The following is a 22,450-nucleotide window of genomic DNA, read 5'->3' on the forward strand; positions in this document are numbered from 1 at the left end:
GGTGAAAAATCTGCTGTGACAGCAATGGATTTTCAGGAAAAACCTTTTTTTCAAAGCCGGGCCCTTGATTTTTGGAGATGATTTCGTAAATAAGTTGTCACGCATGACAATAAACGGGAATCGGATTGCTTCGATGGACTTCCTAAGCCGCCATATCAGTGACTTTCACCTGAGTTACTGGGAAACCTTGATCAACGACTGGTTTTTTGTCTTCGCCATGGCCTTTCTGGCCTTCGAATTGATCCGATACGCAGTCGTCAAAAAGCTGAACTGGCAGATGATGGGTGACACCGTCACCAATTTCATCACGCTCGTTTTCTTCATTGGTATCAGCTTTGTTCTGTTGGCTGGTTTCTATATCGGTGCCTATGTCTGGGCTTCGCAATTTGCCGTGTTCGATATTCCGACAACATGGGCTTCGTTCATTATCGTGCTGATCCTTGCAGACCTGGCCTATTACTGGGAGCACCGAATTCTGCACCGGATCAACTTTCTCTGGGCGACGCATTCGGTTCACCATAGCTCTCCCTTCTTCAATATATCAGTGGCTTATCGCCATGGTCCGCTGGATGGTTTTTGGCCGCTGTTTTTCCACCTTCCGCTTGTGCTGTTGGGGTTCAACCCGTTCATGGTGTTGGTCGCAGAACTATTGGTGCAGTTGTATCAGACGGCCCTGCATACCGAGGTTATCAAAAAACTGTGGCGCCCGATTGAATACATCTTCAACACGCCGTCGCATCACCGCGTTCACCATGGATCAAACCCGAAATACCTGGACAAGAACTATGCCGGGATTCTGATCATCTGGGACCGTATGTTCGGTACGTTCGAGGAAGAAAAGGAAGAGGTGGTCTATGGCCTCGTCAAACCGATCGACTCGATCAATCCCTTCGTCGCCTTCCTTCACGGCTTTGCCCGCCTGTTCAAGGATGTCCGGAACATGCCGGGGTTCGGCAACAAGCTGGGTGTTTTCTTCGGACCTCCGGGCTGGCAGCCAAAGAACGGTCGTAAACAGAGTAAACCCGTTAAGTAAGGTGTAGGAGCGCAAAAGATGCCAAGCAACACACAACGCATCGTGGCGGCTATTGTGACGGCAGGTCTGTTTGTCGGAGGCGCCTGGGTCGCCTCTGGTTTCACCACAGATATTGACCAAGCAGCGGCTTCCACCACAGGGACCTCGCAAGACAAGGGTCTAACCGTCAATCTGCATGGTGCGCGCAACACCAAGGGCAACGTGATTGTCATGGCTTTTGACCAGGCGACGGCCTTCGACAATATGGATTACACCAAAGCCGTTGGCTACCTAGAGGCACCAGCGTCCGAGGACCCGCTCCGCTTCGACTTTCCCGACCTCGACAGCGGGTATTTCGCTGTTATCGCGTTCCACGACGAAAACGGGGATTATGATCTGAACTATGATGCGAACTACATGCCAACCGAAGGGTATGCGGTATCGGGGCTGAACGATCTCAACGACACGCCGGTATATGATTACTCGTTGAAGGGGACAGAAAAGCCAGCAGATCTGACCTTGTTCTATTGGCCGTAATGCGGCTGGAGATAATAGAGAAGGGGCGGTCGACAATCGACCGCCCCTTTTTTTCAAGTAAGATCTTTGTAGCTGATTTCCCGGGTGTCAGCGCCCGGACCCGCCTTTTGACGGCGCACGATCAGGCGGTTCAGCGCGTGGATATACGCCTTGGCCGATGCCACAACCGTATCGGTGTTGGCGGATTGGCCGGTTGCGATCATGCCGTCCTCTTCCAGCCGCACCGATACCGTGGCCTGCGCGTCCGTGCCTTCGGTCACGGCGTGCACCTGATAAAGCTGCAAGTGCGCCGTATTCGGATGCACAACGCGAATGGCGCGGAAGGCAGCGTCGACCGGGCCGTCGCCTTGTTCAGTGGCGATGATTTCCTTGCCGCCCACTTCCATTTCGATGGTGGCTTCGGCCTTGCCGACGGTTCCGCAGGTAACCTTCATTGAAACCAGTTGCAGGTGATCGTCGCCGTCGTCATCATCCAGCGTCATCAACGCGATCAGGTCGTCGTCGAACACTTCTTTCTTACGGTCAGCCAGTTCCTTGAACCGAACGAAAATGTCCTTGAGCTGGTTGTCGCCAACCTCATAACCCAGCGTGTTCAGCTTATCACGCAGCGCCGCGCGGCCCGAGTGTTTGCCCAGCGGCAAGGACGTGCCGGACAGACCGATGTCTTCGGGGCGCATGATCTCAAAGTTTTCGCGGTTCTTCAGCATGCCGTCCTGGTGGATACCGCTTTCATGCGCGAAGGCGTTCTTGCCGACGATGGCTTTGTTGAACTGGACGTTGAAGCCCGACACCGTCGCGACCCGGCGCGAGATATGCATGATCTTGGTCGTGTCGATGCCAGTGTTCCAGGGCATGATGTCATTGCGTGTACGCAGTGCCATCACCACCTCTTCCAGTGCGGTGTTGCCGGCGCGTTCGCCAAGGCCGTTGATGGTGCATTCAATCTGACGTGCACCACCCGCAACAGCAGCCAGCGAGTTTGCGGTCGCCAGACCGAGGTCGTTGTGGCAGTGGGTCGCGAAGACCACCTCATCCGCGCCCGGAACCGTTTCGATCAAACGCTTGATAAGATCGGCAGACTCCATCGGTGCCGTGTAGCCGACCGTGTCAGGTATGTTGATCGTCGTCGCACCAGCCTTGATCGCAATCTCGATCACGCGGCACAGATAATCCCATTCGGTCCGCGTCGCATCCATCGGCGACCACTGCACGTTTTCGCACAGATTGCGCGCGTGACTGACCGTTTCGTGGATTTTGTCGGCCATCTCGTCCTGCGTCAGGTTCGGAATGGCACGGTGCAGCGGCGAGGTGCCAATGAAGGTGTGGATGCGGCTTTTGCCAGCGTGTTTCACCGCCTCCCAACAGCGGTCGATATCCGCAAAATTGGCGCGGGCCAGGCCGCAGATACGGCTGTTCTTTGACCGTTCGGCAATTTCGGATACGGCCTTGAAGTCACCTTCGGAGGCAATTGGGAACCCCGCCTCGATAATATCGACGCCCATATCGTCCAGCAGCTCGGCAATCTCCAGCTTTTCCGAATGGGTCATGGTTGCACCGGGGCTTTGCTCACCGTCGCGCAGGGTTGTGTCAAAGATCAAGACGCGGTCTTGGTCGGTCACATTGGTCATGGGAATCTCTTTCTTGTCTGTCCTAAAGCCTATGGCGCGCGGGCGTCCTCCTCTGAGCGGGCGCGCCGGGTGGCACGCTCAGAGGCGGATTAGGATCAGTAGGCCACGCAGAGACGCACCGCGAAGGGCGGTGTCGGCAATCAGGATATCTGCGCAGTTGATCATGGGGTTGAGGTTATACATCGCGCGGCGGGAATGAAAAGAACGAATTTTCCTTGGGCACGTGGGGAGATTTCTTTTTTCCCACACGTGTTGATCACGAACTGCCGACGGCTAGTTCATCCCGCATGGAAACAGCACTTATCATCGGTGCCTCGGGTGGGATCGGAGGTGCAATCGCCAACAGGCTTCGGCAACAGTCGGTCGACGTCACCACATTGTCCCGGTCACAGGACGGATTTGATTTGACCGACCCCGAGATCGTCGATCGGACTTTGGCGGGCGTTTCCGGTCCGTTCGACCTGATCCTGGTCGCGGCTGGCGCTCTTGAGGTAAAAGGTGCCACCCCCGAGAAAACCATCAGACTGCTCTCCGCGCCGGCGATGATGGATCAGTTTGCGCTGAATGCGGTCGGACCTGCGTTGGTTCTTGCGCATGCCGCGCGCTTGCTGCCGCGCGACCGGCGCGCCATCTTTGCCGTGTTGTCCGCACGCGTGGGGTCGATTGGTGACAACCGGCTTGGTGGATGGATCAGTTATCGGGCGTCCAAGGCGGCGCTGAACCAAATTGTCCGCACATCCGCGATCGAGCTTGCCCGGAGCCATAAGCAGGCGATCTGCGTAGCCTTGCACCCCGGTACGGTGACGACAGCATTCACCCGGAAATATGTCGGGCGGCACCCTTCGGTTGCGCCTGAAGAGGCCGCCCGGAACCTGCTAACGGTCGCAGCCGCCTTGGACCCTGTTCATACGGGTGAGTTTTTTGACTGGGCAGGAAAGCCAGTACCCTGGTAGCTTGATTACCCGTCAGAGGCGGTTGTATCAGGCTCAGTTTCGGTATCCGTCGCGTCGGGCGCGCTCACATTCTCACTGGGCAGGACTCCGTTTTCCCAAACGCCGGTTTCTTCCAGGCCATTGGCATAGCGCATCGTGCCATTGCCGTGGCGTTTGTTATCCAGAAAGGTGCCTTCGTACACGTCACCGGTGGCATAAGTCGCCACACCCTGACCGCTGATTTTACCTTCGGCCCAGCCGCCGGTATAGCTGAATCCGCGTGGGGTTTTTATAGTTCCCTCGCCGTGACGCTGACCGTCTTGGAAATCGCCTTCATAGGACGTTCCGTCGGGAAATGTTGCCTTGCCTTTGCCCTGACGCGCGCCATCTACCCAGTCGCCTTCGTACCGATACCCGTTCGCGAATGTCAGAACGCCCGTGCCATGGCTCAGGCCGTTCTTGAACTTCCCTTGGTAAACAACACCGTTGGGATACGTGGCTTTGCCGTTGCCCTCAAAGATGCCAGCCGTCCATTCGCCGTCATAAACGGTGCCATCCGGATAGGTCTGAACGCCTTTGCCGTGCGGCAGATCTGCGCTGAAATCACCGGTATAGGTCGCGCCGTCAGGATAGGTGACCTCACCCAGCCCTTCGATCTGGCCGTCCACCCATTCGCCCGTGTAATCAAACCCGTCGGTCCCAAGAAAGCGTCCTTTTCCGTGCCGGCGGTCATCGGCATATTCGCCCTCATAAGTCGCGCCGTTGGCATAAGTGGCCTTGCCATTGCCCTGACGGCGGCCATCAACCAGATCGCCCTCGTAAAGGTCGCCATTGGCTTGCAACAGGCGGCCCTTGCCGGTCATGCGGTCCTGAGACCAATCACCGGTATATGTCATGCCATCAGGAACGGTCAGTGTGCCCTGACCATCGCGCAAGCCGTTGTTGATTTGCCCTTCGTAGACGCTGCCTTGCGTCGAGGTGATTTTGCCCTCGCCGTGCTTGACGCCATCCTTCCAGTCGCCATCGTAGACGTAACCGCTGGGGTCGGTCAGGATGCCTTTGCCGTGATATCGGGCGTCACTGAAGCTGCCCTCGTATCGGACGCCGTTGGTGTATTTTGCAACTCCGGTTCCGTTGATCGATCCTTCGGCCCAATCCCCCTCATAGCTGCCGCCGTCGGGGTAGATGATCTTGCCCTGTCCCTCGGGTTGCCCCTTTGCGAACATCCCCTCATAGACCGAGCCGTTGACATAGCGCGCAATGCCTTTGCCCTGAATTTCGCCTTCGACCCATTCGCCGACATATTCGAACCCATTCGGCAAGCGGTAAGTGCCTTCGCCGTGACGCAGGCCGTTCAGGAATGTGCCCTCGTACACGCCGCCAACATCATCATCCGCAACGATAACCTGCCCGTCCTGCGCAAAGGCGGATGCGGCCAGCAAAGCCATCGCCGTGGCGGCCAAAGAAATGCGGATAGCGTTCATGGTTTTTCCTGCCTTGCCCGGTTGTCACGTTTTAAAGCAAAACTAAGATACCCGCGCGGACAGAGCAACGTGTTTTGCCGCATTTGACTTTTACTCGCGGTGCGATCTGCTAAATGGCATTAGGACTGACGAGGGCAAGAGGGCAGCATGGCCAACCGTTTCCGCATTACTCTGGCACAACTCAATCCCGTTGTTGGGGACATCCAAGGCAATTTGGACAAAGCGCTTGCGGCGTGGGAGCAGGGGCGCGAAGCTGGTGCCGACCTTGTGGCTTTCCCCGAAATGTTCATTACCGGTTACAACACCCAGGATCTGGTGATGAAGCCGGTATTCCACCAGGCGGCCATGGCAGCGGTTCAGTCGCTGGCTGCGAAATGTGCCGATGGACCCACCATAGCAATCGGTGGTCCGTGGACGGAAGACGGTAAGCTTTTCAACGCCTACTTGATCCTCAAAGGGGGTCGCATCGGCAGCAAGGTGCTGAAACATCACCTGCCGAATGAAACCGTGTTCGACGAGGTACGCCTGTACGACGCGGGCCCGTTGGGGGGGCCGTACTCGGTTGGCAACTCGCGGATCGGCAGCCCGATCTGCGAAGACAGCTGGCATCCGGATGTCTCGGAAACACTGGAAGAGACCGGGGCCGAGTTTCTGTTGATCCCCAATGGCTCACCTTACTTCCGCAACAAATATGATGTGCGCCTCAATCACATGGTCGCCCGTGTGGTCGAGACCGGCCTGCCGCTGATCTATCTGAACATGGTGGGCGGGCAGGACGATCAGGTCTTTGATGGCGCGACTTTCGGCCTTAACCCGGGCGGAGAGCTGGCCTTTCGAATGCCGGTCTTTGATGAGACCGTAACACATGTCGATCTGGAACGCGGTGATGAGGGCTGGCGCATTGTGCCGGCTGAAGTTGTGCCGCAGCCGGATGAGTGGGAGCAGGACTATCGCGCTATGGTCCAGTCTTTGCGCGATTACATGGGCAAGACCGGGTTCAAACAGGCGTTGTTGGGGCTGTCGGGTGGAGTGGACTCGGCGTTGGTCGCGGCAATTGCTGTTGACGCAATCGGTGCGGAAAACGTCCGTTGCGTGATGCTGCCGTCGGAATACACCAGCCAGGCCTCGCTGGATGACGCTGAAGCCGTCGCTAAGGCGCTGGGCGTGCATTACGACTATGTTCCGATCTCGGACAGCCGGGCGGCGGTGACAGACACTCTGGCCCCGTTGTTTGCAGGGCGCGAGGCGGATTTGACCGAGGAAAACGTCCAATCCCGCCTGCGCGGTTTGCTGCTGATGGCGATCTCGAACAAGTTTGGCGAAATGCTGCTGACGACGGGCAACAAGTCTGAGGTGGCCGTGGGTTACGCGACCATCTATGGCGACATGAATGGCGGCTATAACCCGATCAAGGATCTGTATAAAACGCGCGTGTTCGAAACATGTCGCTGGCGCAACGCCAATCACCGTGACTGGATGATAGGCCCCGAGGGTGAGGTGATCCGCCCGTCGGTCATCGATAAACCCCCCAGTGCTGAGCTGCGTGAAGACCAGAAAGACAGCGACAGCCTGCCGGACTACCCGGAACTGGACGCGATCCTGGAAATCCTGGTCGATCGCGATGGTTCGATTGCTGATTGCGAAGCGGCAGGATTCGAAGCAGATGTCGCCCGCCGCGTGGAGCATCTGATCTATATCAGCGAATACAAGCGGTTTCAGTCTGCGCCGGGCACGCGATTGACCAATCGAGCCTTCTGGCTGGATCGCAGATACCCGATAGTGAATCGTTGGCGGAATCGATCTTGAATCGAAACCACGCGCATTTTTTATGTCTCCGATAGTTTCTGAAAGAAGTGCCTGAGGGTGTACTTTTGTATATTGTCCCTAGATCGGGGACAGTGCATGTCTAGAATCGGCTTAGGCCGTTTAACACGCTTGAAATTAGGACATTTTTCTGACACATTTTAGCTTAATTGCCGCCTCATGTGGGGCAGATGCGGCGCATTCTTAATTGGCTCGGTGTTTATGATCGAGTTTTGTTTGTTACGCATCGTGAATTGCGTGTCCGTGTTAACGATTTGGTGTGAAAATGCGTGAGCAATACGATAGGCCACTCCACTCGCTACTTCCGTGGCGTTCGATGGAATCCAAGGGTCATGAACTAGACGAAGATCAGGTCGATTCTGCCATTGCCGACCTCTTGGGGGCTGAGATGCCGTCAGAGCAAAAATCGGAACCAGTGGAAACGGTGGCCTCTTCGGTTCTGCCTGAATTGCCTTCACAAGAAAGCATGGGCGAAGATATGTCCGGCAACGATGCCGGACTGACAGCCACATTGCGTCAGAAGTGGGCTGAACTCTGCGGCGCTGCTTGACGGCCCGAGCCAGCTGAATTGAACAGTGCCAGAGATCATTCTGGCACTATAACCACAGCTTGTGAAAATTGTGATCCGTGCATCAGGCGACATGTTGCCTATTGCCTGATACCGCGCATTCATTGCAGTCCGAGCAATGAAGTAAGAGCGGCGGATGCCCGGTCCAAAACCAACTCCTGTAGAACCCGATCTGCATCTGCCCAAGTCTGTTGACGTCGTGGTCATAGGCGGCGGAATTATTGGCGCATCAACTGCTTTAGAGCTGTCAGAGCGGGGCGCGTCGGTTTTGCTGTGCGAAAAAGGCCAGATCGCGGGCGAGCAAAGTTCGCGAAACTGGGGATGGGTGCGTTTGGGGCTGCGGGACCCCCGGGAAATCCCGCTCATGCTAGAAGCACAGCAGATCTGGCAGGGTCTGGATCAACGCACAGGGCGCCAAACCGGTTTTTCGCGGTCCGGCATCCTTTTTGGTGCCTCGGGGAAGCGGGATCATGCAAATCTTGAACGCTGGATGCGCCATGTTGAAGGTCTGCAGACTGGCGCTCAGATGGTTTCGGGTGCTGAACTGGATGGCTTGCTGCCCGACAATCAATCGGGTCTGAAAGTTGCTCTGCACATGCCACGGGATGGACGGGCCGAGCCGCAATTGGCCGCCCCTGCGATTGCTGAAGCCGCACGTGACAAAGGGGCGTGCCTGATGACCAACTGCGCAGTGCGCAGCGTTGACGTCGAGAACGGTCATGTCTCGGGTGTGTTTACTGAACGTGGTCGGGTGGCCTGTGCCCGGGTGGTACTGGCGGGGGGCGCATGGTCGCGCCTTTTTGCGGGAAATGCGGGGATCGACCTGCCGCAGCTTAAGGTTCTCAACACGGTCTTACGCACGTCACCAGTGGATGGCCCTGAGACGGCATTATGGTCAGATGATTTCGCGATACGAAAAAGGGCCGATGGCGGCTATACAATTGCGTCCGGGCAAGAGAATACGATGGATATTGTTCCGGACAGCTTTAGGCTTGCAATGCAGTTTGTTCCGGCGTTCCGGCAAGAGTGGCGATCCCTGCGGTTCAGGCTTTCCAAGCGCTGGGCGACAGAGGCGGGCGAAGACCGATCATGGTTGCACACCGATGTCACCCCATTCGAACATTGCCGTGTGCTGGACCCTGAGCCCTCGGCCAAGGTCCTTAGGCGGACATGGGCACGCGCGCGCAAAGGGTTCCCGGCGCTGGAGCAGGCAGAGATCATTCAAAGCTGGGCAGGTTTGATCGACGTCACACCGGACGCCATTCCGGTGATATCCTCAGTCGATACCATGCCGGGTATGTTCATCGCCACGGGGTTTTCGGGCCACGGATTTGGGATAGGCCCCGGAGCCGGGCGTTTAATGGCTGATCTGGTTTGTGAAACGACGCCATGCGTTGATCCGGCCGCCTTTCGCCTGTCCCGATTTACGGATGGCTCAAAGGTGCGGCCGGACCCGGGATACTAGGGTACTATCCCATCATCTGATAGCTGACCGGCACAAAGCGAAACCCATCGCCACGGGGTTCAACGAAGCCAGCCGCCGGGAATGGCATGTGATAGCCGATCATCGGAACCTTGTCGGCGGTCAACATGCCCAGCACGTCGCGGCGCGACGCCGTGGCTGCGGCCTTATCCATGTCAAAGCGAACCTCCCATTCTGGATGGGCAAAGGACCAGACATAATGGTTGGCTAGATCGGCGGTCAGAACCAGACGCTGACCGTTGCTTTCCAGATGATAAACCGTGTGACCAGGCGTATGGCCATAAGCTGCAACAGCGGTGATGCCCGACGAGACTTCGCCGCCATTTTCAACAAAGGTCATCTTCTCGGCCAATGGCGTGACCTTGGCCGCGACCAGATCTCCGACACGATTGCCTGCGTCCTGCGCCGCCCAGAAGTCATATTCCGGAGAGGAGGTAACATAGCGCGCGTTCGGGAAGGTCGGCGCGTCATTGGTTGTCATGCCGCCGATATGATCGGGGTGCATATGGGTAATGACGACGACATTGATTTGATCCGGTGTCACACCTGCATCTGCCAATGCTGCCTGAATACCACCTTGCCCCAGCCCCGTGTCGAACAGGACCAGCTCAGACCCGGTGTTGACCAGAGTCGGGGTAAAGAAGAACTGCGCGACATCTGGTGAGATGAAATTGTCCGCTGAGACTTTCGCGAAGTCTTCATCGGACGCTCCGCCGCCAAAGATTTCCTGGGCGCCATCGCGCGGCAGGCTGCCATCCAGCAAAGTCGTGACGGTGAAATCGCCCAACGCAAAGGATTTGGCGATGGTCGAGTTTGCCTTGGCCTCGGCTCCGGCTGCCAGAACCGGTGCTGCAGCTACGGCAAAGGGCAAAGCTGCCGCGGTTCCCAATGCTGCGCGGCGTGTCAATTTGATGGTCATATTGGTTCTCCCTGTCAGAACACCATTCGGTGAGTTTAGGTCTGCGCAAGTCTCTTGCCAGTCTATACACAATTCAAATGGGCTGCGTGGATGAACATTACGTGTTAATTTTTGTTTATGGCGCGATCTGAAAACAAAACCGTTCCCACAGTGCAAAGCGTCGAGGGCTTTTTGGCGGCTGTTCAACCGGCGAAGAAGGCAGATGATGCGCGGGCGTTGGATGCCCTTTTTCGGCACGCGACCGAGTTTGAACCCGTTATGTGGGGGGCGTCGATTGTGGGCTATGGTCGTTACCATTATCGCTACAAGTCCGGGCGCGAAGGAGAGTTTCTGGCAACCGGGTTTTCCCCCCGCAAAACGGCTTTGTCGATCTACATCATGCCCGGCTACGCAGATTTCGGGCATGTCCTGTCCAGACTGGGTAAACACAAGCTGGGCAAGTCCTGTCTCTATGTGAACAAGCTGGCGGATATTGACACGAATGTTCTGTCTGAACTGATCTGCGCCGGGTTAAAGGACTTGGATCGGCACTGGCCGGTCCAGCCGACCTGAATGCCTTTGCTGGACAATTGGCCAATCCTGTGACAAGAGCCGCGCCAACAGGAGACACCTATGACAACCACCCGTTTTGCCCCGTCGCCCACCGGTTACATCCACGTGGGCAACCTGCGCACCGCCTTGATGAACTATTTGATCGCCCGCAAGGCCGGCGGCACGTTCATCTTGCGGATCGACGACACCGATCCTGAGCGGTCGAAAGAAAAGTATGTCGACGCCATCAAACAGGACATGGAGTGGCTGGGTCTGCATTGGGATCAGGTTGAGCGTCAGTCGGATCGCCTGGACCGTTATGCCGAAGCCGCAGACAAACTGCGCGAGATGGGCAGGTTCTATGAGGCGTTTGAGACGCCCACCGAGCTGGACCTCAAGCGCAAGAAGCAACTGAACATGGGCAAGCCGCCGGTTTATGATCGCGCCGCGCTGAACCTCTCGGATGCCGAGAAAGAGGCGCTGCGGGCTGAGCGTGGCAGCGGCGTTTGGCGCTTCAAGCTGGATCACGAGCGGATTGAGTGGAATGACGGCATTCTGGGCGACATCTCGATTGATGCAGCATCCGTATCCGATCCGGTTCTGATCCGCGGCGACGGCCAGGTTCTCTATACGATTGCGTCTGTGGTGGATGACACCGAGATGGGCGTCACCAATGTAGTTCGCGGCTCGGACCATGTGACCAATACCGCGACCCAGATTCAGATCATCGAGGCGCTGGGCGGCACCTGCCCGCGCTTTGCGCACCATTCGCTGTTGACCGGTCCTCAAGGAGAGGCCCTGTCAAAACGTCTGGGCACGCTGGCCCTGCGTGATCTGCGTGAACAGGGCGTGCAGCCGATGGCGTTGCTGAGTCTGATGGCGCGTCTTGGATCGTCTGATCCGGTTGAGCTGCGCTCGGACATGGCGGAACTGATTGAAGGTTTCGATGTGAACCGCTTTGGTGCTGCCCCAACCAAGTTCGATGTGCAGGACTTGTTCCCGCTGACGGCAAAGCATCTGCAGTCCCTGCCTTTGGCCGACGTGGCCGAGGCCGTGGCTGATGCTGGTGTTCCTGCCGATCTGGCCGAACCCTTCTGGGCGATGGCACGCGAGAACATCACCACTTTGGCTGATCTCAAGGGCTGGTGGGAGCTGTGCCGCGATGGGGCAGAGCCGCTGATTGCGGATGAGGATCGTGACTTCATCGCAGAGGCGATGACTTTGCTGCCCGAAGGTTCGTTCGATGGCGAAACCTGGGGCAAATGGACCAGCACGGTTAAAGAAGCGACCGGCCGTAAGGGCAAGGGTCTGTTTATGCCGCTGCGCAAGGCGCTGACCGGCATGGAGCGGGGGCCTGAGATGGCCACTCTGTTGCCACTGCTGCAGGTGATCCGCGCAAAAGCTTGAGTGTACGACAATAGAATGAGGAAGGGCGGGGTCATTCGATCCCGCCTTTTTTCTATGCGTTCTGCACAATCCGGGCTGAGAGACGGCTGAGACGATCATCCACGAATTCGGTCTCAACCGGTTTCAACTGCTGATGGCGCGGGTACCGGGGCTCGGCCCGGTCGTTCAGGATTGGTGCATCCCATCCATCTGTGGTGGCAAAGAAACGATCTGCGCCGTCTTCACCAAATGCGCGCAGGTATCCCTGCACGACCACATCAATGTAACTCAGTAGCAATGGGTGGTGATTGCTTGGAGCATTGTGCCGGTCAAGAGGCACAGCGTAGACGGCAATCTCGACCTCGTGCTTTATTGGGTGCGTGACGGATTGTGTGGCGGGAATTCGGTTATAGGCCCATTCCCGTTCGTCTAGGGCCATCCAATCATTTTTTGGCACATGCGCAATCATGCCTTCGATTTCGGACGCGGGGTCTGGTACCGCAGTCAGAAAGGCGACTGGTCGCAGGTCAGTGTGTCGCCACGCGCGCCGCCAGCCTTTTAGCCGGGCAGGATGCGGATCGGGAAAGTCGTGGGTCGACAGGTTCACAAGGCTGCCGTAGCCAAAGAAATAGGGATCTACCATGGGCCTGTGCGTCCTTTCCTGACGATTGATGTATGTCAAACCGCTTTTATGCCGGACATGCAATAAGTCTGCATCTTGAAACTTGGGAGGTCACGATGCGGATAACCAAACGGACGAACATTGCGGTGCGGCTGCTGATGTATTGTGCAGCGCATCAAGATAGGCTGGTTACCAAGTCTGAGATTGCCGAAGTCTGCAATATTTCCGAGAACCATCTGGCACAGGTCATCAATCAACTCAGTCAGTTGGGTTATCTAAGTACGCAGCGCGGTCGTAACGGCGGTATGGTGCTGGCCAGGCCGGCCGAACAGATCCGTATCGGATCGGTTTTTAGTCATGTCGAAGGCAATCTTCCATTGGCCGAGTGTTTTGCGGATGCCGACAACACCTGCCCGTTGACGGATGCATGTCGATTGCGGGTGGCACTTCAGGACGCGGCTGAGGTCTTCTATGCCTCGCTGGACGAGATCACACTGGACGCCCTGATCTGCGACAACGATCCTTTGCTGCAGATCCTGCAACCGGTTACCTGCGCGCGCGCCGGTTAATCGCTGGCACGCAGGATGCGGGCAGGGCGGACGGCCAGGGGACGCAGGGCAAAGATCAGCCCCGCGCCAAGCGTCACGATTATGCCCGCCAGAACGATGATGAAAGCGGACGACCAGATCACCGAGAAGTTCGTGTCGAAAATATAGGTGGCAACGGCCCACCCACCCAGAATGCCGGTCAGCAGGGCAACGCCACCTGCGGCCGCACCCAACAGCGCGGCGCGCAGGGCGAAGCTGAACAGGATGCGCCGCCGGTCCGCGCCCAGTGTCTTGAGGACCGCGGCCTCGTATCGGCGGGCGGGTTCCCCGGCCGCAGCAGCACCGATGAGAACCAAAAAACCGGTCAGCAGAGAAATACCCGCTCCGTATGACGTGGCCGCTGCGATGCCCGCCAGCAGGCCCGAGACGCGGTCAATCGCGTCGCGCACCCGGATCGCCGTTATGTTGGGGAACTTTCCGGCCAAATCGCGCAGAATTTTCATTTCGGCCTGTTCTTCGGCATAGACTGTCGCGATAAAGCTGTGCGGGGCACCTGCAAGGGCTGATGGATTCATCGACATGATAAAGCCCATACCGGCGTTCGAGAAATCAACCTCGCGCGTTGATGTGAGTTCTGCAGCAATGTCCCGGCCCAAAATGTTCACGGTCAGTTGGTCACCGAGCTTCAGGCCCATTTCTTCCGCCTCCTCGGCTGCGAAACTCACCTGCGGCGTACCGGTATAGTCTTCTGCCCACCACTCACCCGAGGTGATGCGTGCGTTATCAGGTGGCCGGGCGGAATACGTGACGCCCCGGTCGCCATCCAGTACCCAATGATCGCCTGCCACTTCGCGGGCGGGCTTGCCGTTGATCTGTGTGATGATCCCGCGCAGCATCGGTGCGCTTTCGATCCGGCTGACGCCGGGGTCGGTGGTTAACCTGTCGTTAAAACCCGACATCTGGTCCTTCTGGATGTCGACGAAGAAATAAGACGGGGCAACGTCTGGTAAGTTGCCGGAAATTGCATTGCGCAAAGTGCCGTCGATCTGCCCAACGGCCGCCAGAACCGAAAGTCCAAGACCCAGAGACAGTACAACGGATGCAGCGCCCTCTCGCGGGTCGGAAATGGCCGACAAGGCCCACCGAAGGGCCGGACGCCCGCGCGCTGATGGGGCGCTGAGCCGGGCCAGCCGGCGCACCGCGTAGGCAGCAGCGGCCAGCAGCAGCAACGCGCCCACCAACCCTCCGGTGGTCCAGAACGTCAGGCGCGCGGAGCCGCTGAACCAGGCGGCTGATGCGATCAGCAGCGCGAGGCCGAAACCAGTTGCGATGAGGTATGCCCCTCGTGGAACCGCACGCGCCGAGGTCAGAGCATCCCGAAACAGGGTCGCTGCACGGACGTCTTCGGTGCGGGCAAGGGGCCAGAGCGTGAACAGAAAGGCCGTCAGTGTGCCGTACAAGGCTGCTTCGGCAAGCGGTGCCGGATAAAATGAGAAAACCGCGGGTACAGGCAGCCGGGCTTCAATCAAGGGGGCCAGCAGCAGCGGCAGCAACCCGCCCAAGGCAAGGCCCAGCAAGATGCCGATCCCGGACAGGACACCGATCTGGATCATATAAGTTTGGAATATTGTCGCCTTGTCAGCGCCCAGTGTGCGCAGTGTCGCGATGGTCTCTGTCTTTTGGGACAGATAGGCGCGCACGGCTGCGGAAACTCCGATGCCGCCGACTGCAAGGCCTGATAACCCGACCAGAACCAGAAATGCGCTGAGCCGCCCGACAAATTCGGCAATGCCGGGCGCACCGTTGCGCGCGTCGGTCCAGCGCATACCGGTGCCCTCAAAATTCTGACGCGCTTCTACCGCTAGATCTTGCAGCTCGGTTCTTGATGGCAGGGCCAGGCGGTATTTGGTGGAAAAAAGAGTTCCCGGGGCCAACAGGCCGGATGCTTGCAAGTCTTCGGTCCGCACCAGCGTGCGAGGGCCCAGACCAAAGCCATCTGCCGCCCCGTCCGGTTCATGGATCAATGCGGCGGTCAGGATGAATTCCTGCGTCCCCAGTGCAAAGCGATCTCCGACGGAAAGGCCCAACCGGTCAATCAGCGACGGATCCATTACTGCGCCGGGAAGTCCTTGATGTGTCCCTAAAGCTGCCGACAGAGGCAGAGCAGGCTTCAAAATCGGAGATCCCAACAATGGGTAGGTGTCGTCAACCGATTTGACTTGTGTGAGCGCGCGTTGCGTTTCAGCGCCCTGCTCAGCAACGGCCAACGAGCGAAAATCGACCACTTCAGAGACATCTGTCCCGGTCTGATCCATCCAGGCGCGTTCGTCATCTGTGGCAAACCGGTAGGTGAATTCCAGTTGCGCATCCCCGCCCAACAGGGCCGCGCCTTCTTCCGCCAGTCCAGCCTGGATCGCGTGGCGCACCGACCCAACTGCTGCGATCGCGGCGACACCCAGCGCAAGACACGCGAGGAAAACGCGAAACCCATACAGTCCGCCCCGAAGTTCACGGCGTGCCAGCCGCCCGGCCAGCCGAGGGCTCATTCCGCGGCCTTTTGCTGGCTGTCTTCCGAAATCCGCCCGTCGCGCAAGCGCACAACCCGATCACACCTGCGGGCCAGACTATGACTGTGGGTTACAAGCACCAGAGTGGCGCCGTGTTTGTCGCGCAGGCCGAACAATAGATCGACGATCGCCGCGCCGTTCGTTTCGTCCAGATTTCCTGTCGGCTCGTCCGCCAGCAAAATCTGCGGACGCGGTGCGGCGGCACGGGCCAGTGCAACGCGTTGTTGTTCGCCGCCAGACAATTGCGCCGGATAATGATCGCGGCGATGCGACAGGCCAACCGCGTCAAGTTCTGCCGCGGCGCGTTGAAACGCATCCTTGTGTCCGGCCAATTCCAGCGGCGTGGCCACATTTTCCAGGGCAGTCATTGTTGGGATCAGATGAAAGTTCTGAAAGACGACCCCCATCGCATTGCGTCTGAAACGGGCCAGAGAATCCTCATCCATGCCAGTGAGATCCTGGCCAAGGGCTGTGATCTTGCCCGCGCTTGCCTGTTCCAATCCGCCCATCAGCATCAGCAGCGAGGATTTGCCAGATCCGGACGGCCCGACAAGCCCAAGCGTTTCGCCTTTTGCGACAGTCAGGTTAATCTCATGCAGGATATTGACCCGACCGGCATTGCCATCCAGCGACAAAGCGGCATTTTGAAGCGAAAGAACAGGTGTCGTCATTGGTAGTTCCAAAAGGAGGCGGTCATTTTGGGATATGGAGTTGTTCAAAAAATGCGCAAGGCTCTGATGGCTTTACTGTTTGTGTGTTGCGGCTTTGCCGCCACAGCAGAACCATTGGTCATCGCGGCCCTCGGGGACTCGCTGACACAAGGATACGGGCTGCCGGAACAGGATGGGTTTGTACCACAATTGGATCAATGGCTGAAGGATCAGGGCGCAGATGTGCAATTGATCAATGCCGGAGTTTCCGGGGATACGACCGCCGGCGGCGCGGCGCGTGTCGATTGGACACTGACACCTGACGTGGACGCGATGATTGTGGCGCTGGGTGGCAATGATTTGTTGCGCGGTATCGACCCGGCTGTATCGCGCGCGCACCTTGAGACAATCGTAACTTCCGCCCGGGCGGCAGAGGTTGAGGTTTTGCTGATCGGAATGCAGTCACCGGGGAATTACGGGGTCGATTACAAGCAGGCATTTGATGCGATGTACCCGGATCTGGCCAAGGCATATCAACTTGTGTTTGCTGAAAGTTTTTTTGAAGGGTTGCAGCCAAACGGCGACCCGAACGCAGTCCGGCAGTTCATGCAACCGGATGGAATTCACCCCAACAAAGAAGGCGTGGCGCGGATCGTAGCAGCGCTTGGGCCTTACGTGTTGGAGTTGGTCGAAACCTCGGCCAAGCAGGATTGAGAAGATGCCCGGTCGATTTTTTCTGACACGGCCAATGTCTGAGATCGCGCAGGCACTGAACGTCCGATGTGATGTGGACCTGCAGCCGCCGCGAAAAAACATTCAACCGGGTCAGGAATTGATCGTCCTGACTGCCCACGGCCTGAGGCCCATGCGATGGGGAATGATCCCGGTTGGGCGCGTCAATGCGCGCGGTCGGCCTGTGATGGAAACCATAATCAACGCCCGGTCCGAAACCGTCTTTGACAAAACCGCATTCGACGGCGTTGGCCGGGCCGTGGTTCCGGTCGACGGGTGGTACGAGTGGACAGGCGAAAAGCGCCGTAAAACCGCATGGCGCATCTCCTCTGCAGATGGCTCACTTCTGTTCTTTGCTGCGATCACGGACAGTTGGCAGGCTCCGGGGGGGCTGCGGGTTGACCAGTGTGCAGCTGTGACCTGCCCACCCAATGCTGATCTGGAGCCGATACACCATCGAATGGGCGTCCTGCTGGATCCTGCCGACATAAAGACATGGCTTACAGGAACTGAGGACGACGCCAAGGCGCTGGCGCAACCGTGGCCTGACGGGTTGTTGCAGATCGAAGAGGCGACGGACGTCGACTGGTCCGGGCCGTAACCGCCTCAGACCACCGTGACCACAGTTCCGACCGGTACACGCTCATACAAGTCGATGACGTGCGAGTTTAGCATCCGAATGCATCCGTTTGAGGCCGCGCGCCCGATGGTTTGCGGCTGCGTCGTGCCGTGGATACGGAAATAGGTGTCGACCCCATTCTGAAACAGGTAGAGTGCGCGTGCCCCCAGCGGGTTACCATCACCGCCCGGTTGAACATAATCATTGTCCTTGAACTTGGCGTAAGTCAGCGGTTCACGTTCGATCATCTCGTTCGTGGGGCGCCAGGTCGGCCACTCTTTCTTGACGTCGATCGTGGCTGTGCCGGTGAACTCCAGACCTGCCTTGCCAACGCCGCACCCATAGCGGATCGCCTTGCGCGGTTCTGTGATGAGATACAGGTAGAAGGACCGTGGCGCGACCAGAAGCTGCCCCGGCAGAAATTGTTTCTTGACCCGAACGAACTGGGGCGTGGGGTCGTATTCGACAGCTTTCTTCTTGGCCGAAGCAATGCCGGGTGTCAGGCCAGCGGCAGCAGATGCTGCAAGGAAAATGCGACGTGTGAACATATCGGTTCTCTTAAGGACAACAGGAAAATCGTAAACCAGTGTCGGAATGATAACCGATCTGGTCAATCATCTGCCAAGAGTAACCGTATTGTGATGTAATCGCAGAGACACACTTCTGTTGCAGTTTTGTCCCGCGTGATGTGAAAAGGGCAGAGGTGACCTCTGCCCTTTCATGGCCTTAGGCCAGTGCGATATCGTCGGCGCTTTCGCGGCCGTCACGACCAGCGCGCAGCTCGTACGTGACTTTCTGGTTGTCGGCCAGGCCGGTCAGGCCCGAACGCTCGACAGCCGAGATGTGAACGAAGATGTCTTTGCCGCCATCTTCAGGTGCGATAAAGCCAAAACCTTTGGTGGTGTTGAACCATTTTACGGTGCCTGTGGGCATATCCGTTGTCTCCTGTTTAGTGCTGCCCACGGAGTTGCGGCAGCCCGGCGTCGTTGTCTGTATCGATAGACTGAGCGCCGGAAACGGTGACAGTGGGTCGAAATAGAAAAACGTAAGCCCCATTGATATGGCATTGGGGTGGGCGTGTGACAAGGGATTTTGTACGTTTCGTACAAGGGTTTGAGGGCCAGTTTCCCGATTTGTACAAGAATCCGCCGATGGGTTTGGTTATTAGTTCAATGGCCTTTGATAAGGTGAAGCTATTCGGTCAGCGCGCTGTGTGAGCATTTAGAATCCTCTAACCAAGCCTGTGATCAGGTTGCGGCATGAGCAATTGCCGCGGCATCCGCATTCCCGGAGCTAAGTACTTTTTTGCCGTGTCTATGGCCGATCGATCATCGGATTTGTTGGTGCGCGAGGTGGCGCAATTGCGGGTGGCCATTGCGTTGACGCGTTTGTTGTGGTGCCGGATCATCGGCACGCGGTTTGGACCTTGCCACCGGGAGATGCGGATTTTTCGACACGGTGGCGGTTGATCAAAATTCGGTTTGTGCGTGGCGTCGGCGCGTTCGGTCCGCGGGGCGGGTCGAAAGTTGTCAAACAGGAACGTGGGATTTGGCAACGCAGGTTTTGGGAGCACTGGATCCGTGATGAACGAGATTATCGTAATCACATGGCATATTGCTGGGGTAACCCGGTCAAACACGGGTTCGTAGCGTACCCAACCCATTGGCCGTATTCGTCGATACACCGCGATATTCGTGCGGGTCGCGTTGATCCGGAATGGAGTTGTGGTGTCACCGTAGGGAAGTTCGGAGAACCGTAGGATGGGTGATTTCACCCATCACTCCTCTGAAGAACCTCAGTTTAGAACCCCGACAATCCGCAAAAAAAGCACCCAAAACTATCAGCCATAAATAGTGCCGTAACGTCACGATAGGGGCAGTGGCATGAGCTTTAGTTCGCAAAGCCGCATCACAAAATGACTTTTTGACAGGCTTTTCAAAAATGATGCAGAACGCGGTTTTCTTCCCCGTTGGCGCTTGATCTTTCTTTCATATGTACGCTGCACCGCTGCGGGTGGCCACTCACGGAAATACGGTCCTTGAGCCGACGTCCACCGCACGCTCGGATCGGCCCGCAGCGGAATATTGCAACGAATACTCAGTTTCAAACAATTTCGAGAAATCCAATACGCACGGTGAAAGATATGTTTTTCAAGTCGATCTTAGACCATATTTTCAAATCAGCGGAGCAGGCAAATTCGGTGCCCCAAAAGCTTGCCGGGAAAACGCAAATTGCAAATTCTGGAGCGGTCAACAAAAAAGAACTGACTGTGCTTTTTGGAGATGTTCTGAACGAGAAACAGGTTCGGAGTGGTGAAAACCAACAGCCAGTCGGCCAGTCGCAAAAGTAATTGATTTCCACAAGCTGTTGTAAGGCACAGATAGAGAATGCGCGGACAACCTGACTTATGTTGTGAGAGGCTGAACTCCGACCGGCTGCTTAGGGCTCACAAATGGTCTGGAGAAGCTGAGAAAAATAGCCGCACACACCAGTCAAACCGAATTACCGATATCTATGCTGGTACTCACTCCAAACAGGCTATTTGAGGCCCGGAATCATATTCGTTGGTTCCGGGCTTCAAACATAGTTTTTACCGCGCAAACTTTTTATGTTTCAACCGCTTGGGCTCCAGCGCGTCCGGTCCCAGGCGGCGTTTTTTGTCCTCTTCGTAGTCCTCGAAGTTGCCCTCGAACCATTCCACATGGGCATCGCCCTCGAACGCCAGAATATGCGTGCAGATCCGGTCGAGGAAAAAGCGGTCGTGGGAAATGACCACGGCGCAGCCGGCGAAATCGACCAGCGCGTCTTCCAACGCACGCAGGGTTTCGACGTCCAGATCGTTGGTAGGTTCGTCAAGCAGGAGGACGTTGCCGCCCTCTTTCAGCAGGCGGGCCATGTGGACGCGATTGCGCTCACCCCCTGACAGCAACGAGACCTTTTTCTGCTGGTCGCCGCCCTTGAAGTTGAAGGACGAGCAATAGGCGCGGGAATTGACCTGCGCGTCGCCCAGCTGAATGATCTCGGCACCGCCGGTGATCGCTTCCCACACGGTGTCGTTGTCTTTCAGGTCGTCGCGGGACTGGTCGACATAGGACAGTTCCACGGTGTCGCCCAGCGAGATGGTGCCGTTGTCGGGCTGTTCCTGACCGGTGAGCATCTTGAACAGGGTCGATTTACCGGCACCGTTGGGGCCGATGACACCGACAATGCCGCCGGGGGGCAGGGTGAAATCGAGGTTCTCGATCAGTTGCTTGTCGCCCATGTGTTTGGCGAGGCCTTCGACCTCGATCACCTTGCCGCCAAGGCGCTGGCCGTTGGGGATGACGATCTGGGCGCGAGTCAGCTTTTCGCGCTCGGACTGTTCCGCCAGATCGTTATAGGCGTTGATCCGGGCCTTGGATTTGGCCTGACGGGCCTTTTGGCCCTGACGCATCCAGTCCAGTTCGCGCTGCAGGGTTTTCTGTTTGGACTTGTCCTCACGCGCCTCCTGCTCCAGCCGTTTGGCTTTTTGTTCCAGCCAAGCCGAGTAGTTGCCCTCGTAAGGTAGACCCCGGCCACGGTCGAGTTCGAGGATCCAGCCGGTGATGCTGTCCAGGAAATAGCGGTCGTGGGTGACGATCAGGATGGTGCCTTTGTAGTCGATCAGGTGCTGTTGCAGCCAGGCGATGGTTTCGGCGTCCAGGTGGTTGGTCGGTTCATCGAGCAGCAGCATGTCGGGGGCCTGCAGCAGCAGTTTACAGAGCGCCACGCGGCGTTTCTCACCGCCCGAGAGGTTGGCGATGTTGGCGTCGTCTGCTGGGCAGCGCAGCGCCTCCATCGAGACGTCGATCTGGCTGTCGAGGTCCCAGAGGTTTTGGCTGTCGATCTCGTCCTGCAGTTTGGCCATCTCATCAGCGGTTTCGTCGCTGTAGTTCATCGCCAGTTCGTTATAGCGATCAAGGATCGCCTTCTTCTCGGCCACGCCCAGCATGACGTTTTCACGAACGCTGAGGGTTTCATCCAATTTCGGTTCCTGCGGCAGATAGCCGACCTTGGCACCTTCGGCGGCCCAGGCCTCGCCGGTGAAGTCCTTGTCGAGGCCCGCCATGATCTTCATCAGCGTCGATTTACCTGCACCGTTGACGCCGACAACACCGATTTTCACGCCGGGCAGGAAGCTCAGGTGGATGTTTTCAAAGCACTTCTTGCCACCGGGATAGGTCTTGGAGACACCCTGCATGTGGTAGACATATTGATAGGCGGCCATGTCGCGTCCTCTGGGTCGGGGAAATTCAGGTTGGGCGGGGTGATAGCGGATGCGGGTGGTGGGGGCAATCATGAACCACAGTGCCGGACGTAAGTGCTAGAGCAACCTGCAAGAACGCCGCACTGAGCAATTGAAATCGACTGGTTTCGGTTCCTGAGCATT

Annotated in this window: 22 protein-coding genes; 13 read left to right on the forward strand and 9 right to left on the reverse strand. The window is 57.4% G+C overall.

Going from position 1 to position 22,450, the window contains the following annotated elements; translation table 11 throughout:
* Positions 1-103 precede the first annotated feature (103 nt).
* A complete protein-coding gene (locus DS906_RS21680) occupies positions 104-1,033 on the forward strand; it encodes a sterol desaturase family protein (protein WP_199528622.1) in 930 nt (309 codons plus the stop codon).
* An 18-nt stretch (positions 1,034-1,051) separates the two neighbouring features.
* Positions 1,052-1,549 carry a DUF2141 domain-containing protein gene (locus tag DS906_RS21685; RefSeq protein ID WP_113792118.1) on the forward strand — a complete coding sequence of 166 codons (498 nt, stop codon included), beginning with the start codon at positions 1,052-1,054 and terminating at the stop codon, positions 1,547-1,549.
* A 53-nt stretch (positions 1,550-1,602) separates the two neighbouring features.
* On the opposite strand, the gene DS906_RS21690 is transcribed toward DS906_RS21685, so the two are convergent.
* Positions 1,603-3,177, reverse strand: coding sequence for a 2-isopropylmalate synthase (locus tag DS906_RS21690; RefSeq protein WP_113792119.1), 1,575 nt, complete (start codon positions 3,175-3,177; stop codon positions 1,603-1,605).
* A gap of 287 nt (positions 3,178-3,464) precedes the next feature.
* On the opposite strand from DS906_RS21690, the gene DS906_RS21695 reads away from it, so the two are divergent.
* Entirely contained in the window at positions 3,465-4,130 is a 666-nt protein-coding gene (locus DS906_RS21695; protein WP_113792120.1) for an SDR family NAD(P)-dependent oxidoreductase, read from the forward strand.
* A 5-nt stretch (positions 4,131-4,135) separates the two neighbouring features.
* Here the strand turns inward: DS906_RS21695 and DS906_RS21700 are convergent, their stop codons facing one another.
* Positions 4,136-5,593 (reverse strand): MORN repeat-containing protein, encoded by a 1,458-nt coding sequence (locus DS906_RS21700; RefSeq protein WP_113792121.1) that lies wholly within the window; start codon positions 5,591-5,593, stop codon positions 4,136-4,138.
* Between the two features lie 147 nt (positions 5,594-5,740).
* Here DS906_RS21700 and DS906_RS21705 point away from each other — a divergent pair, with 147 nt between their 5' ends.
* The 3 genes from DS906_RS21705 (at position 5,741) to DS906_RS21715 (ending at position 9,450) form a co-directional block, all read left to right on the forward strand.
* Positions 5,741-7,399: an NAD+ synthase gene (locus DS906_RS21705; protein WP_113792122.1), complete on the forward strand. Its 1,659-nt coding sequence runs from the start codon at positions 5,741-5,743 to the stop codon at positions 7,397-7,399.
* Between the two features lie 283 nt (positions 7,400-7,682).
* The gene (locus tag DS906_RS21710) at positions 7,683-7,967 is read left to right on the forward strand and encodes a hypothetical protein (protein ID WP_147235341.1); all 285 of its coding nucleotides are present in this window, start codon (positions 7,683-7,685) and stop codon (positions 7,965-7,967) included.
* Between the two features lie 154 nt (positions 7,968-8,121).
* Positions 8,122-9,450 carry an FAD-binding oxidoreductase gene (locus DS906_RS21715; RefSeq protein ID WP_113792124.1) on the forward strand — a complete coding sequence of 443 codons (1,329 nt, stop codon included), beginning with the start codon at positions 8,122-8,124 and terminating at the stop codon, positions 9,448-9,450.
* Between the two features lie 4 nt (positions 9,451-9,454).
* Here DS906_RS21715 and DS906_RS21720 read toward each other — a convergent pair whose 3' ends face one another.
* A complete protein-coding gene (locus DS906_RS21720; protein WP_113792125.1) occupies positions 9,455-10,387 on the reverse strand; it encodes an MBL fold metallo-hydrolase in 933 nt (310 codons plus the stop codon).
* Positions 10,388-10,504: 117 nt separating this feature from the next.
* Here DS906_RS21720 and DS906_RS21725 point away from each other — a divergent pair, with 117 nt between their 5' ends.
* Complete coding sequence (locus tag DS906_RS21725; RefSeq protein WP_113792126.1) at positions 10,505-10,939, forward strand: DUF1801 domain-containing protein; 435 nt, start codon at positions 10,505-10,507, stop codon at positions 10,937-10,939.
* A 60-nt stretch (positions 10,940-10,999) separates the two neighbouring features.
* Entirely contained in the window at positions 11,000-12,325 is a 1,326-nt protein-coding gene (gene gltX / locus DS906_RS21730) for a glutamate--tRNA ligase (protein ID WP_113792127.1), read from the forward strand.
* A 52-nt stretch (positions 12,326-12,377) separates the two neighbouring features.
* Here gltX and DS906_RS21735 read toward each other — a convergent pair whose 3' ends face one another.
* Positions 12,378-12,947, reverse strand: a complete 570-nt coding sequence (locus tag DS906_RS21735) for a gamma-glutamylcyclotransferase family protein (protein WP_113792128.1) — start codon at positions 12,945-12,947, stop codon at positions 12,378-12,380.
* A gap of 95 nt (positions 12,948-13,042) precedes the next feature.
* Here DS906_RS21735 and DS906_RS21740 point away from each other — a divergent pair, with 95 nt between their 5' ends.
* Positions 13,043-13,495 carry an Rrf2 family transcriptional regulator gene (locus DS906_RS21740; protein ID WP_113792177.1) on the forward strand — a complete coding sequence of 151 codons (453 nt, stop codon included), beginning with the start codon at positions 13,043-13,045 and terminating at the stop codon, positions 13,493-13,495.
* Here DS906_RS21740 and DS906_RS21745 read toward each other — a convergent pair.
* Together DS906_RS21745 and DS906_RS21750 are read right to left on the reverse strand one after the other, a co-directional pair.
* Positions 13,492-16,020, reverse strand: a complete 2,529-nt coding sequence (locus DS906_RS21745; protein WP_113792129.1) for an ABC transporter permease — start codon at positions 16,018-16,020, stop codon at positions 13,492-13,494. The genes DS906_RS21740 and DS906_RS21745 overlap by 4 nt on opposite strands.
* Entirely contained in the window at positions 16,017-16,712 is a 696-nt protein-coding gene (locus DS906_RS21750; protein WP_113792130.1) for an ABC transporter ATP-binding protein, read from the reverse strand. Before DS906_RS21750 ends, DS906_RS21745 begins: the two co-directional genes overlap by 4 nt.
* A gap of 51 nt (positions 16,713-16,763) precedes the next feature.
* Between DS906_RS21750 and DS906_RS21755 the strand changes: the two genes are divergently transcribed.
* Positions 16,764-17,405 (forward strand): arylesterase, encoded by a 642-nt coding sequence (locus tag DS906_RS21755; protein WP_113792131.1) that lies wholly within the window; start codon positions 16,764-16,766, stop codon positions 17,403-17,405.
* Positions 17,406-17,409: 4 nt separating this feature from the next.
* On the forward strand, positions 17,410-18,024 hold the full coding sequence (locus tag DS906_RS21760; protein WP_113792132.1) for an SOS response-associated peptidase: 615 nt from the start codon (positions 17,410-17,412) through the stop codon (positions 18,022-18,024).
* Between the two features lie 5 nt (positions 18,025-18,029).
* Here the strand turns inward: DS906_RS21760 and DS906_RS21765 are convergent, their stop codons facing one another.
* Together DS906_RS21765 and DS906_RS21770 are read right to left on the reverse strand one after the other, a co-directional pair.
* Complete coding sequence (locus tag DS906_RS21765; RefSeq protein ID WP_113792178.1) at positions 18,030-18,590, reverse strand: L,D-transpeptidase; 561 nt, start codon at positions 18,588-18,590, stop codon at positions 18,030-18,032.
* Positions 18,591-18,768: 178 nt separating this feature from the next.
* Entirely contained in the window at positions 18,769-18,975 is a 207-nt protein-coding gene (locus DS906_RS21770; protein ID WP_058273677.1) for a cold-shock protein, read from the reverse strand.
* 326 nt (positions 18,976-19,301) lie between these two features.
* On the opposite strand from DS906_RS21770, the gene DS906_RS22770 reads away from it, so the two are divergent.
* Together DS906_RS22770 and DS906_RS21780 are read left to right on the forward strand one after the other, a co-directional pair.
* On the forward strand, positions 19,302-19,511 hold the full coding sequence (locus tag DS906_RS22770; protein WP_369935626.1) for a hypothetical protein: 210 nt from the start codon (positions 19,302-19,304) through the stop codon (positions 19,509-19,511).
* Positions 19,512-20,176: 665 nt separating this feature from the next.
* A complete protein-coding gene (locus DS906_RS21780; RefSeq protein ID WP_147235343.1) occupies positions 20,177-20,392 on the forward strand; it encodes a hypothetical protein in 216 nt (71 codons plus the stop codon).
* A gap of 240 nt (positions 20,393-20,632) precedes the next feature.
* On the opposite strand, the gene ettA is transcribed toward DS906_RS21780, so the two are convergent.
* Complete coding sequence (ettA, locus tag DS906_RS21785) at positions 20,633-22,288, reverse strand: energy-dependent translational throttle protein EttA (RefSeq protein WP_113792179.1); 1,656 nt, start codon at positions 22,286-22,288, stop codon at positions 20,633-20,635.
* Positions 22,289-22,450 lie beyond the last annotated feature (162 nt).

The organism is Ruegeria sp. A3M17, from assembly GCF_003318255.1.
Classification (GTDB): domain Bacteria; phylum Pseudomonadota; class Alphaproteobacteria; order Rhodobacterales; family Rhodobacteraceae; genus Ruegeria.